This is a genomic window from Burkholderia cepacia ATCC 25416 (assembly GCF_001411495.1).
Classification (GTDB): Bacteria; Pseudomonadota; Gammaproteobacteria; order Burkholderiales; family Burkholderiaceae; genus Burkholderia; species Burkholderia cepacia.
Genome location: NZ_CP012981.1, coordinates 1,122,760 through 1,138,439, shown reverse-complemented (window position 1 = coordinate 1,138,439; position 15,680 = coordinate 1,122,760). Strand labels below are relative to the sequence as shown.

Genomic DNA, 15,680 nt, shown 5'->3' with positions numbered 1-15,680 from the left:
CCGGCCCGCAGGCCGGCGTCCTGGCTGAACAAGCCGCCCGCTTCATCGCGGGCGGTTTTTTTTGTCCGCCGATTCGCGCAGCAAACGATCGCGACCATGGGTCGCGGCGTGCATCGCTCATCGAACCCTAATGCTAGACTTGATCCATCGTCGCCATCAGCTGCGCGGGCAACGCACAACGCCAACAACGCCGGAAGCATCGATCCGGCCCACGTGACGGGAGAAGCGCCATATGCGTGTGGATCGCCGGATCACTCCGCCTGCGCCATCGGGTCGCCCGTCGCCGTTCCTTGCCGCCCTCCTCGCTCTCTTCGCCCACCTCGTCCTCCTTTATGCCGCCGCGTTCGCCGCCGTGCCCGCGCATGCAGAAGGCGCGTTCACCGTGACGAGCGACGACCTGACGCCGGGCGGGCGCGTCCGTGCCGCGAACGTGTTCGACCGCGGCGACTGCAAGGGCGGCAACCACTCGCCGCAGCTCGCCTGGCACAACCCGCCGCCCGGCACGCGCGGCTACGCGGTCACGATCTTCGATCCCGACGCGCCGGGGCACGGCTGGTGGCACTGGGCCGTGGCGGGCATTCCCGCGACAGTCACGAGCCTGCCCGCCGACGCGAGCGCATCCGGCTTCCTGCGGCGCATCGGTGCAAGCGAAGCGCGCAACGACTTCGGAATCGACGGTTACGGCGGCCCGTGCCCGCCGCCCGGCAAGCCGCACCGCTATGTGGTCACCGTCTACGCGCTGAAGGGCGACGACCTGCGCGTCGCGCAGGGGCGCCCCGCGCCGATGTTCGAGCACGAGATCGGCACGCTGGCGATCGGCACCGCGCAACTCACGGTCAACTACGGGCAATAACGGGTGACGGGCATCGTCCCCTGCCGCGCGCCGCCGCAATTGCCTGCCGCCGCGCACTGGCGCACTCCGAGCGTATTCCGCGCCCGCGTGTTTTCGCGTCATTTCGGCTTGCTAGACTCGTCGTCACCGGTCGCGGCGCCACGCCGCGCATCCGTCGCGTCGCCGGCCGGCGACGCGTGACCCGGCGTGCCGCAACGGCCGCCGTTCCCGTTCCTTTCCGGAGAACGCCTCATGTCGAACATCGTCATCGTCTATCACAGCGGCTACGGTCACACGCAGAAACTGGCCGAGGCCGTTCACGCGGGCGCGCAGGACGCCGGCGCGACCGTGCGCCTGCTCGCCGTCGGCGACGTCGACGACGCGGGCTGGGCCGCGCTCGACGCGGCCGACGCGATCGTCTTCGGGGCACCGACCTACATGGGCGGCCCGTCGGCGCAGTTCAAGCAATTCGCCGATGCGACGTCGAAAGCGTGGTTCACGCAGAAATGGAAGGACAAGATCGCCGCGGGCTTCACGAACTCCGCGACCATGAACGGCGACAAGTTCTCGACGATTCAATACTTCGTCACGCTGTCGATGCAGCATGGGATGGTGTGGGTCGGCACGAGCCTGATGCCGGCCAACTCGAAGGCGGCCACGCGCAACGACATCAACTACCTGGGCGGCTCGACGGGCCTGCTCGCGCAGTCGCCGGCCGATGCGACGCCCGACGAAGGCCCGCTGCCGGGCGACCTCGAAACCGGGAAGGCATTCGGCCGGCGGGTCGCCGAAGCGACGGCCCGCTGGGTCGCCGGCCGCGTCTGAGCACGCGCCGGTGTGCGTCAAAGGGACACAAGACGGCCCGCCGGCCGTCTTTTTTTCGACCCGCGCGATGCAGGCCCGCCGGATGACGTCTTAAAATGGCGGATTCAGGGCGCGGGCCCCGTTTCATTCAGTGAGAGCGAAATGAGCACCAAAGTTTTTGTCGACGGCCAGGAAGGCACGACCGGCCTCAAGATCTTCGAATACCTGTCGGCACGCAGCGACATCGAGATCCTGCGCATCGATGAAGCGAAGCGCAAGGACGTCGAAGAGCGCCGCCGCCTGATCAACGCGTCGGACGTCACGTTCCTGTGCCTGCCGGATGTCGCGTCGCGCGAATCGGCGTCGCTCGTCGAGAACCCGAACACGACGCTGATCGACGCGAGCACCGCGTTCCGCACCAGCGCCGACTGGGCCTACGGCCTGCCGGAACTGACCCGCGCGCAGCGCGATAAGATTCGCACGTCGAAGCGCATCGCGGTGCCGGGCTGCCATGCATCGGCCTTCGTGCTCGCGATGCGTCCGCTCGTCGATGCGGGCATCGTCGCACCGACGTTCGCCGCGCACAGCTACTCGATCACCGGCTACAGCGGCGGCGGCAAGTCGATGATCGCCGACTACGAAAGCGCGGCGCCGGGCGGCAAGCTCGCGAGCCCGCGCCCGTACGCGCTCGGCCTCACGCACAAGCACCTGCCGGAAATGGCCGCGCACACGGGCCTCGCGAACCCGCCGATCTTCACGCCGATCGTCGGCCCGTTCCTGAAGGGCCTCGCGGTGACGACCTACTTCACGCCCGGGCAGCTCGCGAAACGCGCGACGCCGCAGGACGTGCAGCGTGTGTTCGCCGAGTACTACGCGGACGAAGCCTTCGTGCGCGTCGCGCCGTTCGATGCGGACGCGAACCTCGACGGCGGCTTCTTCGACGTGCAGGCGAACAACGACACGAACCGTGTCGACCTGTTCGTGTTCGGCAACGAAGAGCGCTTCGTCACGGTCGCGCGCCTCGACAACCTCGGCAAGGGCGCATCGGGCGCCGCGATCCAGTGCATGAACCTGAACATCGGCGCGGCCGAGGATGCGGGTCTCAAACGCTGATTCAACATCGCATGCAATGCAAAGCCGGCCACTGGCCGGCTTTTTATTTACCGGTATCACGCAATATATAAAAAAATTACCGATCGCGCATTTACAAATATTTACAAGCTTTCGATTGCGCGATTACCAGTGAATTAATTCCACCCCCTCTTTATCCAGTCAATCCCGAATAGGGATAAACCGGATACCGACCGCTTTAAACGCTGCCGTTATATGCGGGAAGGCTCTTCGCCGGCCTGTCCGGCGTCGCACATTCCCCACTCCGGCAGCTTCAGGCAGCCTGTCGCACGTTTTAATTCTTACTGAATACCGTGTCAGACAAGGATTCAAAACACGATGCCCGTTTCAATCGCCTTTTTTAGACGGGTTCATCAATTGACAGCAAAAATCCAGGCAGCGACATTAGCTCGCACAATTAAACGATTGGAGACAGCGGCATGTCGCACGCCTTATCGAAGGGGGTGGCAACGGCCTTTGCCATTGCCCCTTTCCTGGTTGCATGTGGTGGGGGGGACGGCGGCGCACCCGCGCCGATCAATGCCCCCCAATGTTCCGGATCGAGCTGCGGCACGCAAGGGCCGCCGCCTTCGCAGCCCGTCAACGGCGCGCTGTGCCCGGCCAACGCGGACATCGTGAAGAGCACGTACCTCGGCGGCGCCGGTAGCGGCGAGATCGTCAGCGTCAACATCGACGCCGTGGCGATGACCTACACGCTCAAGTGGCTCGAATCGCCGATTCCGCTCGCGACCGGCACGGTCACGCCGAGCCGCGCCGGCACGACGATCACCGGTGCGGTCATGCACCCGCCGACCGGCACGCTGCCAACCGCCGAGCAGACGCGCTGCGCATTCATCCTCACGCCGGGCACGGGCAAGGCGCCGGGCGGCGCCACGTACTCGACGGCCGCCGACTTCAACCGGGCGAACCCGCCGATGCTGCTGGTCGGCATGGGCGTCGCGGGCGGCGGCATTCCCGGCGCGACGATCCAGTACGACGGGCTGACGATCGCCATCGGCCCGATCGTGGTGGCAAAGGACGTCGGCAAGGTGCCGAACCGCCACTTCGACTTCTATCCGTTCCTCGGCTTCGCGAACACGACGACCGACCTGTCGAAGCTGCCGGGTACGTACAACGCGCTGATCTACCACCTGGTGCCGTCGGGCGACTACGCGACGAAAGGCACGAACTCGAGCGAGACGTTCGATGCGAACGGCGCGTGCACGTCGAGCGGCGCGGGCGGCTGCCAGACGACCGGCGACCCGTGGAAGACGAGCGCGAACGGCGGCTACTTCGACAGCACGAAGGCGCCGCAGACGCTGCCGCAGACGCAATTGCCGATCGTCGGCGCGACCGGCAAGTCGGCCACCGCGCATATGGTGATCGGCCAGCTCAACGGCGCGACGGTGCCGGTGATCGTGCGTACGGGCAACGTGAACCTCGGCACGCCGCCGCTGTATACCGACGCGCAGGTCGACGACGAATCGGGCATCGCGGTGCTCGGTGCGGCAACGGCGATCCAGTCGGGCGCGATCGACGGCGGCTACGCGGGCGCGGACTCGAACTTCAAGTACACGGCGGCCCTGATCCGCGGCAGCAACGCGTCGTTCATCAACCCGAGCACGCAGGTCGAGGAAGACGGCTTCTCGCTCGACTACGGCCAGGCGACGCCGGGCCTGCTGAACGCGACGACGACGCCGAAGCCGCCGCCCGGCACGAACTACCCGTCCGCAACTGGCGTCGTGATCGCGACGGGCGGGCTGTACGCGGCGCTGATCCAGGGCACGGTGAACGGCGGCGTCACGTCGACGTCGGCGAACTCGACGACTTCGTCGACACCGTACTTCGGCGTGGGCGCGCAGATCAGCAAGTAGCGGACGAGGACGCGACGGCGGGCTGGCCGCCGTCGCGTGACGCACGAGCGCGCGGCACGGCGCAAGCAGGACGAGCACAAGCAACAGAAGCGGCCGACAGGGAGCTGGCCGCCGCACAAGACAAATCTGGAGGAGCAACATGAAGCGCAACCTCATTCTGGCGGCGGCCCTTGCCGCCCCCCTTCTTTCTGCCTGCGGCGGCAGCGGCAGCGGCGGCGACAATCCGCCCCCGCTCGTCGAAGACCGGCTCTGCCCTGCCTCGCTCGACTACACCACCGTGTTTACGGGCGGTGCGGGCAGCGGCGAACTCGCCAAGGTCCAGCTCGACACGACCAAGATGACCTGGCAGGTCACCTATGTCGAATCGCCGGTTCCGCAAACGACCGGCACCGTCGTGCCGACCCGCGCGGGCACCGTCGACAGCGGCACGCTCACGCAGGAAACGCTGCTGCCGACCAACAAGCTGAACCAGTGCGCATTCCGCCTGAACGGCGCGAGCCTCGATCCGTCGCGCCCGGCGCGCATCTTCGTCGGCATGGGCGTCGCGGGCGGCACGATTCCCGGCAAGGAGATCCAGTTCAACGGCGTGCTCGGCCAGGCCGCGGTGCCCGACACGAAATTCCCGTACTACCCGTTCATCGGCTTCTCGTCGATCGAAACCGACATCACGAAGGTGGCGGGCACGTACAGTCACACGGGCTTCGGTGAAGTGCCGTCGCAGAACTTCGCGCCGGCATCGATCGACGCGAAGGTGACGATCAACGCCGACGGCACCTGGACCAAGTGCGACTCGACCGGCCAGTTCGCCGGCGGCGCGTGCACGCAGCGAGGCACGAACTTCGTGCAGTCGGCGGACGGCAGCGGCGCATTCCAGTCGAACAACTATGCGAGCCAGCTGAAACCGACGCTGTCGACGACGCCGCAGGGCAAGGCCTTCATGATCGTCGGCAAGCTGCGCAACCAGCTCGTGCCGATCCTCGTGCGCACCGGGGTGGCGAATCCGAACCCGACGCCCGACAGCAACGGGGTGCCGGGCCTCACCGCCGACGACGAATCGAGCATCTCGATCCTCGCGCCGCAGACGGCCATCGCGGCCGGTTCGCAGAACGGTGAATACATCGGCGTCGACAGCCAGTTCGATTACCGGACCACCGCGCTGATCGACAAGCAGGCCACGCTGCTCGATCCGTTCCAGCCGTCGCAGGCATCGCTCGCGACCGCGCTCGACCTGGACTACACGCAGAAGGTGCCGGGCACGGTCACGACAATCCACACGGGTTCGGGCAGCACGTCGCCGACCGGCAAGTTCATCTTCTCGGGCGGCGTGTTCGGTTTCCTCGACAACGCGGGATCGACGCCGTATTTCACGATCGGCGCATTCGTCCAGTAAGCGGAGGGAAATGCCGTGATGAAGAAAACCCTTCTCTGCGCGGCGGCCGGCGCCGCCGTGCTGGCGCCGCTCGCGGCGCACGCGCAGAGCGCCGGCAGCAACGTCGTCACGCTGGGCTGGTTCCACGTGATGCCGCAGCAGAGCAGCACGCCGATGACGACCAACGTCGCACCGACACCGATCAACACGCCGCTGCGGCTGCCGCCGTCGTTCACGTCGCCGGGCACCGGGCTGCACACGAGCGGCGCCGACACCGTCGGCCTGACGGTCAGCCACTTCCTGACCGACCACATCGCGGTCACGTCGGTGGCCGGCGTGCCGCCGGTGTTCAAGGTGTCGGGCCAGGGCACGATCAGGCCGCCCGGCCCGGCCGGCGCGCTCGGCACGCAGAACATCGGGCTCGCGTCGGTCAACCCGATCGTGAAGAGCGTGCGGCAGTGGAGCCCGGCCGTGCTGCTGCAGTACTACTTCGGGCAGGCCACCGCGAAGTTCCGGCCGTTCCTCGGCCTCGGCGTGTCGTACAACTGGTTCAGCGACCTTCAGCTCAACACGAACTTCATCAAGCAGACCCAGGACAACCTCGGCGCGATTCTCGCGGCGGGCGCGGGCAAGCCGGGTACGACATCGGTGGAGGCGAAGGCGTCGTCGTCATGGCAGCCGGTGTTCAACGCCGGCCTGCAGTACAACATGACCGAGCATTTCGGGCTGATCGCGTCGGTGACGTACATCCCGCTGAAGACGACGTCGACGGTGACGATCAAGGCGGCCGACGGCACGGTGCTCTCGGAATCGAAATCGGACCTGAAGGCCGACCCGATCATCAGCTACGTCGGGATGACGTACAAGTTCTGAGCGCCGCGACGGACGACGCATGGCATGCCGCGGCAAAATCGCAGGCAAAAAAAAGCCCGCCTAAGAGGCGGGCTGAATCCATATCAGAGGAGACATGGAGGAGACAGGTGCAATTCTAGCGAATCGGTTTCCGCATTGCAACATTTTCGTAGAGAAAATACGGACTTTCCCTCGAATGCCGACTCTAGATCGCCTTCACTGCATCTGACCCCACCCTGCTTTCCCGGTCGAGCACTTCGCCCAGCGCATCGCGCAGCAGCGCGACGGGCCGCACCAGCCGGCCCGGCAGCGCGCCGTGCACGATCCACACGTTGATCCGCGTCTCCAGTCCCGCCGTTTCCACCACCCTCAGCGCGTCGCGGTGCGCGCTGCGCGCCAGCGCGTTCGGCGCGGCGATGCCGATGCCCGCGCCGCGCGCGACGAGCGACAGCTGCAGCTCCGAGCCGAATGCCTCGACCGCGACGTCGAACGGCAGCCCGGCCGCGCCGAGCGTGCGGCTCAGCGCCGAACGCATCCCGCAGCCGTCCTGGCTCAGCACCCACGGAAAACGCGACAGCATGTCGATCGACAACGGGCCGTCGGGCAGCGGAAAGTCGCGCGCGGCGACGAGCACCGTCGGCTGGGTGCCGAGCAGCGTCGACGTGAACGTATCGGGCAATACCGAACTCGCCGGCACCATCACGGCCGCGACGTCGAGCGTGCCGCGCTCGATGCCCTGCATCAGCGCCGGCGACCAGCCGGCCGTCACGCGCAGCGTGAGGCGCCCGAACGCGTCGCGCAGCCGGTCGATCGGCTGCTCGAGCGCCAGCTCGGACAGGAACGGCGGCACGCCGATGCGCAGCTCGCCGGACGGCTCGCTGTCCGGCGCGCCCGCCGCCATCAGCTCGTCGACCGCGCCCAGCACGTTGCGCGCGAGCGCGTAGACGTCGCGCCCGGCGGCAGTCGGCTTCAGCGGCTTGCTTTGCCGTTCGAGCAGCGACATGCCGAGCAGCGTTTCGAGATTCTGCACGCGCCGCGTCAGGCCCGGCTGCGTCAGGTGGAGCTTCGCGGCCGCGGCGACCATCGACCCGCTGTCGACCACCGCGACGAACGCCTGGAGATCACGCGTATTCAAAACAAACTCGCATAATCATGTTAGAGATATTTCAATTGTCGCATAAACATCAGGCACCTACGATGGGGACTCCTTCGACTCACTCGCCAGGCTTCCGATGAACTGCCCCGCCAACCCTTGCCCCGCCGCCGTCCGCATGCCCGAAAGCACGCCCGCCGGCACGCCGCCCGCGTTGAGCGCGGGCATGACGCTGTTCTTCGCCGCGACGGTCGGCGTGATCGTGATGGACCTGTTCGCCGCGCAACCGCTGACGGGCCCGATCAGCGCCGATCTGCATCTGCCGCCCGGCCTTGCCGGCCTCGTCGCGATGTTGCCGCAGCTCGGCTACGCGGCCGGGCTCGTGCTGCTCGTGCCGCTTGTCGACCTGCTCGAGAACCGCCGCCTGATCGTCGCGACGCTGGCCGTATGCGCGGCTGCACTCGCGCTGCCCGCGTTCACGCGGTCGGGCACCGTGTTCCTGCTCGCCACCCTCGTGGCCGGTGGCGCGTCGAGCGTGATCCAGATGCTCGTGCCGATGGCCGCGTCGATGGCACCCGAGGCGCAGCGCGGCCGCGCGGTCGGCAACGTGATGAGCGGGCTGATGCTCGGCATCCTGCTGTCGCGGCCGCTCGCGAGCCTGATCGCGGGCTCGGTCGGCTGGCGCGGCTTCTATCTGCTGGCCGCGCTTGCGAACGCTGCAATCGCCGTCGTGCTGGCCCTGCGCCTGCCGTCGCGCACGCCGTCGATCACGGCCGGCTACCGCGCGCTGCTCGCGTCGATGGGGCGCCTGCTGGCCGACGAGCCGGTGCTGCGCCGGCATGCGCTGTCGGCCGCGCTCGCGATGGCCGCGTTCAGCGCATTCTGGACCGCGGTCGGGCTGCGGCTCGCGCAGCCGCCGTTCGGCCTCGACCTGCACGGGATCGCATGGTTCGCGTTCGCCGGCGCGAGCGGCGCGATCGTCACGCCGCTCGCGGGCCGCGCCGGCGACCGCGGTCACGGGCCGGCCGCGCAACGGATCGCGCACGGCACGATGCTCGTGGCACTCGCCCTGCTCGGGATCGCGGGTGCGGGCTGGTTCGGCTTCGACGCGCACGCGCATCGCGGCCTCGCGCTCGCGCTGCTGGCCGGCGGCGCGGCGCTGCTCGACGCGGGCGTGATCGTCGACCAGACGATCGGCCGCCGCGCGATCAACCTGCTGAACCCGGCCGCACGCGGCCGCCTGAACGGGCTGTTCGTCGGGCTGTTCTTCATCGGCGGCGCGCTCGGCGCGGCGCTCGCAGGCAGTGCGTGGGCGTGGGGCGGGTGGAGCGCGGTGTGCGGCGTCGGGTTCGCGTTCGCCGGCGCGGCCGCCGTCTTCGGGCGCTCGGCCGGACGCGGCGCCGGCACAGCGGCGTTGACTCGCCCGCGCGCGTGAAGCGAGCCCCAAAAAGCGGAACGCCCCGCCCTCTCGCGAGGGACGGGGCGTTCGGCGCACCGGTGTCGGATCGAAATCAGTGACGGACCAGCGCCATCATCGCACCGAAGCCGACGAACAGCCCGCCCGTCAGCCGGTTGAAGATCTTCGCAACGCTCTGGCTCTTCAGCGTCGCGCCGATGCGCGTGCCGAACGACGCGTAGACGAGATACCAGCTCACCTCGATCACCGCGAACGTGACGACGAGAATGCCGAATTGCGGCAGCGTCGGCTCGGCCGCGTTGATGAACTGCGGCAGCAGCGCGGCCGCGAACAGGATCGCCTTCGGGTTGCTGCCCGCGACCAGGAAACCGTTGCGGAACAGCACCCCGCGCGATCCCGGCGTGGCCTGGCGCGACACGGTTTCGACGTCGGCGGCAGGCTGCTCGTCGTCCACGCGTGCGCGCCACGCCTTCACGCCGAGGTAGATCAGGTAGGCCGCGCCCGCGAAGCGCAACGTATTGAACATCGCCGGCCAAGCCTCGAGCACGGCCCCGAGGCCCGCCGCCGACACCGACAGCATCAGCACCAGCGCGGAGAGGCAGCCTGCCATCGTCCATGCCGAACGCCGCAGCCCGTGGCGCGCGCCGTGCGTCATCACCAGCAGCATGTTCGGGCCCGGAATCGCCGACACGACGAACACCGTCGCCACGAAAAGCCACCACGTATGCAAGTTCATGACTGCCTCTGCCTCGATGCAAGGAAAACGAAACGTCGATTATGCCGGTGCGCCCGACTTCTGTCGCGGGGCGGATCAGCGGCCCGCGCGGCGCAGCGCGACTTCGCCGAGCACCGCGAAATCCTGTTCGCCGCCGCCGTGCGCAAGCGCGTCGAGCAGGTTGTCGCGCACGACGCTCGCCACCGGCAGCGGCACCGACACGGCGTCGCCGGCTTCCAGCGCCAGGCGAACGTCCTTCAGCCCGAGGCGCGCCTTGAAGCGCGCAGGCTCGTAGCGCCGCTCGGCGATCATCGAGCCGTAACCCTCGTAGACGGGCCCCGGAAACACGCTGCCGGTGATCACGTCGAGGAAGTCGCGCATCGCGACGCCGTGCGCGCCCAGCAGCGCGGACGCCTCGCCGAGCGTCTCGATCGCCGACGCGAGCGTGAAGTTCGCGGCGATCTTCGCGACGTTCGCGTGCTGCGGCAGCGAACCGAACCGCCAGGTCTTCTGGCCGATCGCGTCGAACAGCGGCTGCACGCGGTCGATCGCCTCGGCCGGGCCGCCCGCCATGATCGTCAGGCGCGCGGCGGCCGCGACATCGGGGCGCCCCATCACCGGCGCGGCGACGTAATGGATGCCGCGCGACGCATGTGCGTGCGCGAGCGATTCGGCCAGCGCGACCGACACCGTCGCCATGTTGACGTGGATCAGGCCGCGCGGCGCCTGCGCGAGCAGCGCATCGTCGAAGATCTCGCGCGCGGCGGCATCGTCGGCCAGCATCGAGAACACCGCGTCGCCGCGAAACGCGTCGGCCGGCGTGTCGACGATCTGCGCGCCGACCGCGGCCAGCGGCTCGGCGCGCTCGCGCGACCGGTTCCAGACCCGCACCGTGTGTCCGGCCTTCAGCAGGTTCGTCGCGATTGCCTGCCCCATTTCGCCCAGCCCGATAAATCCGAGATCCATTTCCCGCTCCTTCGCTCCGTGAAGCGGGGAGTTAAACACAGATGCGGGGTGCCTGCAGGGCACGCGGCCGGCCATGCGCGGTGCCATACTGCGCGCATGGCGATCGCGACCTTCCGCTTCCACGACGAACTGAACGCGTTTCTCCCGCGCGCGCAGCGCGACCGCGCGTTCGGGCACGCCTGCGCGCGCGATGCGACGGTGAAGCACGCGATCGAGGCGCTCGGCGTCCCGCATACCGAAATCGGCCGGCTGTGCATCAACGACGCGCCGGCCGCGCTCGACCGGCCGCTCGACGACGGCGACCGGGTCGAAGCCTTTCCGGAGCGCGCGCAACCGGCAGCCCGCGGAGTCGCCGCGCCGCCACCGGGGCAATGGCGCTTCGTCGCCGACGCGCATCTCGGCGGCCTCGCGCAACTGCTGCGCCTCGCGGGCTTCGACACCTGCTACGACAACCACTACCGCGACGACGAACTGGCGGCGCTCGCCGCGCGCGAGGGCCGGATCGTGCTGACCCGCGACCGCGAACTGCTCAAGCGGCGTGCGGTCGAGCGCGGCTGCTACCTGCACGCGCTGCAGCCGGCCGACCAGCTGCGCGAACTGTTCGAGCGGCTCGATCTCGCGCCGCACATGCGCCCGTTCCGGCTATGCCTGCGCTGCAACGCCCCGCTGCATCCGCTCGACGCGGCCGCCGCCGCGCCGCGCGTGCCGGCCGGCGTCCGGCAGCGGCACCGGCGCTTCGCCGCGTGCGACGTGTGCCGGCGCGTGTTCTGGGAAGGCTCGCACTGGCGGCGCATGCGCACGGTGGTCGACGCGATGCGCGCGCCGCCGCCCGTCCGGCTCGACGAACCGGGCGAATCGGGCGAATCGGGCGCCTGAAAAAACAAAACCCCGCATGCCGGAGCATGCGGGGTTGGCCGACCGATGACCGGCAACGCCGGCCGTGGCGGCAAGCCGCTCAGTTCTGCGTGCCTGCGTCGTTCGTGCCGGCGGCCGATGCGGCTGCAGCCTTCGCCTGGCCCTTCTTCGAACCGTGGTGCTTCAGCTGGTGCTTCGGCTTGCTGTGATCCTTCTTGGCGGGTGCAGCAGCCGACGTGTCGCCTGCCGGTGCCGATGCTGCTTCCTGTGCGAATGCCGAAACCGATGCGAGCGCGAATGCTGCAGCGATGATCGAAGCGAGCGTCTTCTTCATTGTTCTTCCTTTAGCGGAGAAAAAATCAAACGTACCGGTAAGTAAAGATGCGAGGCATTCGCATCGGAGCCCCAGGCCGCGAGGCCGGCTTCCGCCGTTCCGTCGCGACAAAACCTGACGCACTGGTTCCATAACGCACCGCATTCGCGGCGAGTTGACACGTTGCTTGCACCCTTCGGGTTTCCCCGGAGGCGTACCCGTATTTCCCTGTCCGTGACCGGTTCGGCCGCCGCCGCCGCGGCGCCGCAAACGCGCTCGCACGCCGCCGGGGCGACGCTTATACTGGCGTCCATCCGTCCCTTTCCCCGGAAACCGGATCGCGGCCGGCCCCGATACCGATACGGGGCCGCCGCCGTCTCGAGGCGCTCAAATTGCCCGATCACAATCTGGACAAACTGAAGATCGACCGGCGTCCGCTCGCATCGGCGCCCCGCCCGCGCCGGTGGCCCCGCTATGCGGCCGCCGCCGCGATCGTCGTCGTCGCGATCGCCGCCGGCCTCGCGCTGACCGGCCGGCCGGCCGTCGATACCACCACCGTCACGTCCGCCTACCCGTACCAGAACGACACGCAGCTCAATGCGACCGGCTACGTCGTGCCGCAGCGCAAGGCCGCGGTCGCGTCGAAGGGCCAGGGGCGCGTCGAATGGCTCGGCGTGCTGGAAGGCACGCGCGTGAAGAAGGACGAAATCATCGCGCGGCTCGAAAGCCGCGACGTCGAGGCGTCGCTCTCGCAGGCGCTCGCCCAGGTGAAGGTCGCCCGCGCGAACCTCGGCGTGCAGCAGGCCGAGCTGAAGGACGCCGAAATCGCGTTCCGCCGCACCGCGGCGCTCGCGCCGAAGGGCGCCGTGCCGGCCGCGCAGCTCGACATCGACACGGCCCGCGTGAACAAGGCGCGCGCATCGCTCAGCAGCGACCAGGCCGCGATCGCGTCCGCCGAGGCCAACGCGCAGGCCGCGCAGGTCGCGGTCGACCAGACGGTGATCCGCGCGCCGTTCGACGGCATCGTGCTCGCAAAACACGCGAACGTCGGCGACAACATCACGCCGTTCTCGTCCGCGTCGGACAGCAAGGGCGCGGTCGTGACGATCGCCGACATGGACACGCTCGAGGTCGAGGCCGACGTCGCCGAATCGAACATCGCGAAGATCCGCGCCGAGCAGCCGTGCGAGATCCAGCTCGACGCGCTGCCCGACATGCGCTTCGCTGGCCGCGTGTCGCGCATCGTGCCGACCGTCGACCGCTCGAAGGCCACCGTGCTCGTGAAGGTGCGCTTCGTCGACCGCGACGAGCGCGTGCTGCCCGACATGAGCGCGAAGATCGCGTTCCTGTCGAAGCCGGTGTCGGCACAGGACCGGCAGCCCGTGACGGCCGTGCAGGCGAGCGCGGTGGTCGAGCGCGACGGCCGGCCGGTCGTGTTCGTCGTGAAGGACGACGTCGTGCATGCAACGGCCGTGACCGCCGGCATGCGGATCGGCGAGCTCGTCGCGATCCGCGGCGTGAAGCCCGGCGACACGGTCGTGCTCGCGCCGGGCACGAAGCTGAAGGACGGCGCGAAAGTGACCGTCGCGAAGAAGTAGCGCACGCGTGAACGACGCCCCGCCGCCCCTCGTCGAGCTCAGCCACGTCGCGAAGTCGTACCGGCGCGGCAACCAGATCGTGCCCGTGCTGACCGACATCACGCTCGACATCGGCGAAGGCGACTTCGTCGCGCTGATGGGGCCGTCCGGCTCCGGCAAGAGCACGCTGCTGAACCTCGTGGCCGGCATCGACCGGCCCGACAGCGGCGAGCTGCGCGTGGGCGGGCTCGACATCTCGCTGCTCGCGGAGGCGCAACTGGCCGAATGGCGCGCGGCGAACGTCGGCTTCATCTTCCAGTTCTACAACCTGATGCCGGTGCTCACCGCGTTCGAGAACGTCGAGCTGCCGCTGATGCTCACGCACCTGTCGCGCCGCGAGCGGCGCGAGCGCGTCGAGCTCGTGCTCGACATGGTGAACCTCGGCGACCGCACGAGCCACTACCCGTCCGAGCTGTCGGGCGGCCAGCAGCAGCGCGTCGCGATCGCGCGCGCGCTGATCACCGACCCCGTGCTGATCGTCGCCGACGAGCCGACCGGCGACCTCGACCGCGCGTCGGCCACCGACGTGCTCGCGATGCTGCAGCGGATGAACGCCGAGCTCGGCAAGACGATCATCATGGTGACCCACGACGCGCACGCGGCCGGCGCCGCGCGCTCGCTCGTGCACCTGGAAAAAGGGGAGCTGATCGATGGGCACGCCGGCTGACCGGCTGCGGGAGCGCGCGCGATGTACGTGCTGAAGCTGATCGCGCGCAACGCGCTGCGGCACCGGCTGCGCACGCTGCTGACCGTGCTCGGGCTCACCATCGCGGTGCTCGCGTTCGGGCTGCTGCATACGGTGGTCGACGCGTGGTACGCGGGCGCGGCCGCCGCGTCCAGCGGGCGGCTCGTCACGCGCAACGCGATCTCGCTCGTGTTTCCGCTGCCCGTGAGCTACGAGAACCGGATCCGCGGCGTCGAAGGCGTGACGGCCGTGGTGCGCTCGAACTGGTTCGGCGGCATCTACCGCGACCCGAAGAACTTCTTCGCGAGCTTCGCGGTATCGGACAACTACCTCGACCTGTACCCGGAATTCATCGTGCCCGGGCAGCAGCGCGCCGACTACAACCGCGACCGGCGCGGCTGCCTGGTCGGGCGCCAGCTCGCGGATCAGTTCGGCTTCAAGGTCGGCGACGTGATCCCGCTGAAGGGCACGATCTATCCGGGTACGTGGGACTTCGTCGTGCGCGGGATTCTCGACGGCCGCGACGATTCGACGATCACGCGCCAGCTGGTGTTTCACTGGGAATACCTGAACGAGACGGTGCGGCAGCGCACGCCGAAGCAGGCCGACCAGGTCGGCGTATTCGTGCTCGGCGTCGCGAACCCCGACGACGGCGCGGCGATCGCACGCAACGTCGACGCCGTGTTCAGGAACTCGCTCGCCGAGACGCTGACCGAAACCGAGCAGGCGTTCCAGCTCGGCTTCGTCGCGATGTCGAACCAGATCATCGCGGCGATCCGCCTGGTGTCGTACGTGGTGATCCTGATCATCATGGCCGTGATGGCGAACGCGATGGCGATGAGCGCGCGCGAACGCACGGCCGAATACGCGACGCTGAAGGCGCTCGGCTTCGGCCCCGGATTCCTCGCGCTGATCGTGTTCGGCGAATCGGTCGTGATCGCGGTGGCCGGCGGCGGGCTCGGGATCCTCGCGACACCGCCCGCCGCGAGCCTGTTCAAGCAGGCGGCAGGCGGCATCTTCCCGGTGTTCAAGGTGTCGACCGGGACGGTCGCGCTGCAGGCCGCGTGCTCGGTCGCGGTCGGCTTCGCGGCCGCGATCGTGCCGGCGTGGCAGGCGGCGCGCGTGCGTGTGGTCGAAGGCCTGCGGGCGATCGGATAA

15 protein-coding genes are annotated in these 15,680 nt (G+C 68.7%); 11 read left to right on the top strand and 4 right to left on the bottom strand.

What is annotated here, in order from left to right:
- Window positions 1-232 precede the first annotated feature (232 nt).
- The 6 genes from APZ15_RS05135 (at window position 233) to APZ15_RS05110 (ending at window position 6,862) form a co-directional block, all read left to right on the top strand.
- Complete coding sequence (locus tag APZ15_RS05135) at window positions 233-853, top strand: YbhB/YbcL family Raf kinase inhibitor-like protein (RefSeq protein WP_027788596.1); 621 nt, start codon at window positions 233-235, stop codon at window positions 851-853.
- A 231-nt stretch (window positions 854-1,084) separates the two neighbouring features.
- A complete protein-coding gene (locus tag APZ15_RS05130) occupies window positions 1,085-1,657 on the top strand; it encodes a flavodoxin family protein (RefSeq protein ID WP_027788597.1) in 573 nt (190 codons plus the stop codon).
- A 141-nt stretch (window positions 1,658-1,798) separates the two neighbouring features.
- The gene (gene argC / locus APZ15_RS05125) at window positions 1,799-2,749 is read left to right on the top strand and encodes an N-acetyl-gamma-glutamyl-phosphate reductase (protein ID WP_027788598.1); all 951 of its coding nucleotides are present in this window, start codon (window positions 1,799-1,801) and stop codon (window positions 2,747-2,749) included.
- 437 nt (window positions 2,750-3,186) lie between these two features.
- A complete protein-coding gene (locus APZ15_RS05120; RefSeq protein ID WP_027788599.1) occupies window positions 3,187-4,620 on the top strand; it encodes a DUF2957 domain-containing protein in 1,434 nt (477 codons plus the stop codon).
- Between the two features lie 139 nt (window positions 4,621-4,759).
- Window positions 4,760-6,010 (top strand): DUF2957 domain-containing protein, encoded by a 1,251-nt coding sequence (locus tag APZ15_RS05115; RefSeq protein ID WP_027788600.1) that lies wholly within the window; start codon window positions 4,760-4,762, stop codon window positions 6,008-6,010.
- An 18-nt stretch (window positions 6,011-6,028) separates the two neighbouring features.
- The gene (locus APZ15_RS05110; RefSeq protein ID WP_027788601.1) at window positions 6,029-6,862 is read left to right on the top strand and encodes an OmpW/AlkL family protein; all 834 of its coding nucleotides are present in this window, start codon (window positions 6,029-6,031) and stop codon (window positions 6,860-6,862) included.
- A 184-nt stretch (window positions 6,863-7,046) separates the two neighbouring features.
- Here APZ15_RS05110 and APZ15_RS05105 read toward each other — a convergent pair whose 3' ends face one another.
- Window positions 7,047-7,976, bottom strand: a complete 930-nt coding sequence (locus tag APZ15_RS05105) for a LysR family transcriptional regulator (protein WP_027788602.1) — start codon at window positions 7,974-7,976, stop codon at window positions 7,047-7,049.
- A 97-nt stretch (window positions 7,977-8,073) separates the two neighbouring features.
- Here APZ15_RS05105 and APZ15_RS05100 point away from each other — a divergent pair, with 97 nt between their 5' ends.
- Window positions 8,074-9,369, top strand: coding sequence for an MFS transporter (locus APZ15_RS05100; protein ID WP_027788603.1), 1,296 nt, complete (start codon window positions 8,074-8,076; stop codon window positions 9,367-9,369).
- A 76-nt stretch (window positions 9,370-9,445) separates the two neighbouring features.
- Here APZ15_RS05100 and APZ15_RS05095 read toward each other — a convergent pair whose 3' ends face one another.
- Complete coding sequence (locus APZ15_RS05095) at window positions 9,446-10,087, bottom strand: LysE family translocator (protein ID WP_027788604.1); 642 nt, start codon at window positions 10,085-10,087, stop codon at window positions 9,446-9,448.
- A 75-nt stretch (window positions 10,088-10,162) separates the two neighbouring features.
- Entirely contained in the window at window positions 10,163-11,107 is a 945-nt protein-coding gene (locus tag APZ15_RS05090; protein WP_226113955.1) for an NAD(P)-dependent oxidoreductase, read from the bottom strand.
- A 21-nt stretch (window positions 11,108-11,128) separates the two neighbouring features.
- On the opposite strand from APZ15_RS05090, the gene APZ15_RS05085 reads away from it, so the two are divergent.
- Window positions 11,129-11,908: a Mut7-C RNAse domain-containing protein gene (locus APZ15_RS05085; protein ID WP_027788606.1), complete on the top strand. Its 780-nt coding sequence runs from the start codon at window positions 11,129-11,131 to the stop codon at window positions 11,906-11,908.
- 79 nt (window positions 11,909-11,987) lie between these two features.
- Here the strand turns inward: APZ15_RS05085 and APZ15_RS05080 are convergent, their stop codons facing one another.
- Window positions 11,988-12,221 (bottom strand): invasion associated locus B family protein, encoded by a 234-nt coding sequence (locus tag APZ15_RS05080; RefSeq protein ID WP_027788607.1) that lies wholly within the window; start codon window positions 12,219-12,221, stop codon window positions 11,988-11,990.
- 371 nt (window positions 12,222-12,592) lie between these two features.
- Here APZ15_RS05080 and APZ15_RS05075 point away from each other — a divergent pair, with 371 nt between their 5' ends.
- Genes APZ15_RS05075 through APZ15_RS05065 form a run of 3 tightly spaced genes read left to right on the top strand, consistent with a single transcriptional unit; the run spans window position 12,593 to window position 15,680 of the window.
- A complete protein-coding gene (locus tag APZ15_RS05075) occupies window positions 12,593-13,798 on the top strand; it encodes an efflux RND transporter periplasmic adaptor subunit (protein WP_027788608.1) in 1,206 nt (401 codons plus the stop codon).
- A gap of 7 nt (window positions 13,799-13,805) precedes the next feature.
- On the top strand, window positions 13,806-14,504 hold the full coding sequence (locus tag APZ15_RS05070) for an ABC transporter ATP-binding protein (protein WP_027788609.1): 699 nt from the start codon (window positions 13,806-13,808) through the stop codon (window positions 14,502-14,504).
- Between the two features lie 21 nt (window positions 14,505-14,525).
- Window positions 14,526-15,680, top strand: coding sequence for an ABC transporter permease (locus APZ15_RS05065; RefSeq protein ID WP_027788610.1), 1,155 nt, complete (start codon window positions 14,526-14,528; stop codon window positions 15,678-15,680).

Excerpts from the sequence above, each read along its gene's own strand:
- APZ15_RS05135 (WP_027788596.1), top strand. The coding sequence starts at position 233 with ATGCGTGTGGATCGCCGGATCACTCCGCCTGCGCCATCGGGTCGCCCG.
- APZ15_RS05130 (WP_027788597.1), top strand. The coding sequence starts at position 1,085 with ATGTCGAACATCGTCATCGTCTATCACAGCGGCTACGGTCACACGCAG.
- argC (WP_027788598.1), top strand. The coding sequence starts at position 1,799 with ATGAGCACCAAAGTTTTTGTCGACGGCCAGGAAGGCACGACCGGCCTC.
- APZ15_RS05120 (WP_027788599.1), top strand. The coding sequence starts at position 3,187 with ATGTCGCACGCCTTATCGAAGGGGGTGGCAACGGCCTTTGCCATTGCC.
- APZ15_RS05115 (WP_027788600.1), top strand. The coding sequence starts at position 4,760 with ATGAAGCGCAACCTCATTCTGGCGGCGGCCCTTGCCGCCCCCCTTCTT.
- APZ15_RS05110 (WP_027788601.1), top strand. The coding sequence starts at position 6,029 with ATGAAGAAAACCCTTCTCTGCGCGGCGGCCGGCGCCGCCGTGCTGGCG.
- APZ15_RS05100 (WP_027788603.1), top strand. The coding sequence starts at position 8,074 with ATGAACTGCCCCGCCAACCCTTGCCCCGCCGCCGTCCGCATGCCCGAA.
- APZ15_RS05095 (WP_027788604.1), bottom strand. The coding sequence starts at position 10,087 with ATGAACTTGCATACGTGGTGGCTTTTCGTGGCGACGGTGTTCGTCGTG.
- APZ15_RS05090 (WP_226113955.1), bottom strand. The coding sequence starts at position 11,107 with ATGGCCGGCCGCGTGCCCTGCAGGCACCCCGCATCTGTGTTTAACTCC.
- APZ15_RS05085 (WP_027788606.1), top strand. The coding sequence starts at position 11,129 with ATGGCGATCGCGACCTTCCGCTTCCACGACGAACTGAACGCGTTTCTC.
- APZ15_RS05080 (WP_027788607.1), bottom strand. The coding sequence starts at position 12,221 with ATGAAGAAGACGCTCGCTTCGATCATCGCTGCAGCATTCGCGCTCGCA.
- APZ15_RS05065 (WP_027788610.1), top strand. The coding sequence starts at position 14,526 with ATGTACGTGCTGAAGCTGATCGCGCGCAACGCGCTGCGGCACCGGCTG.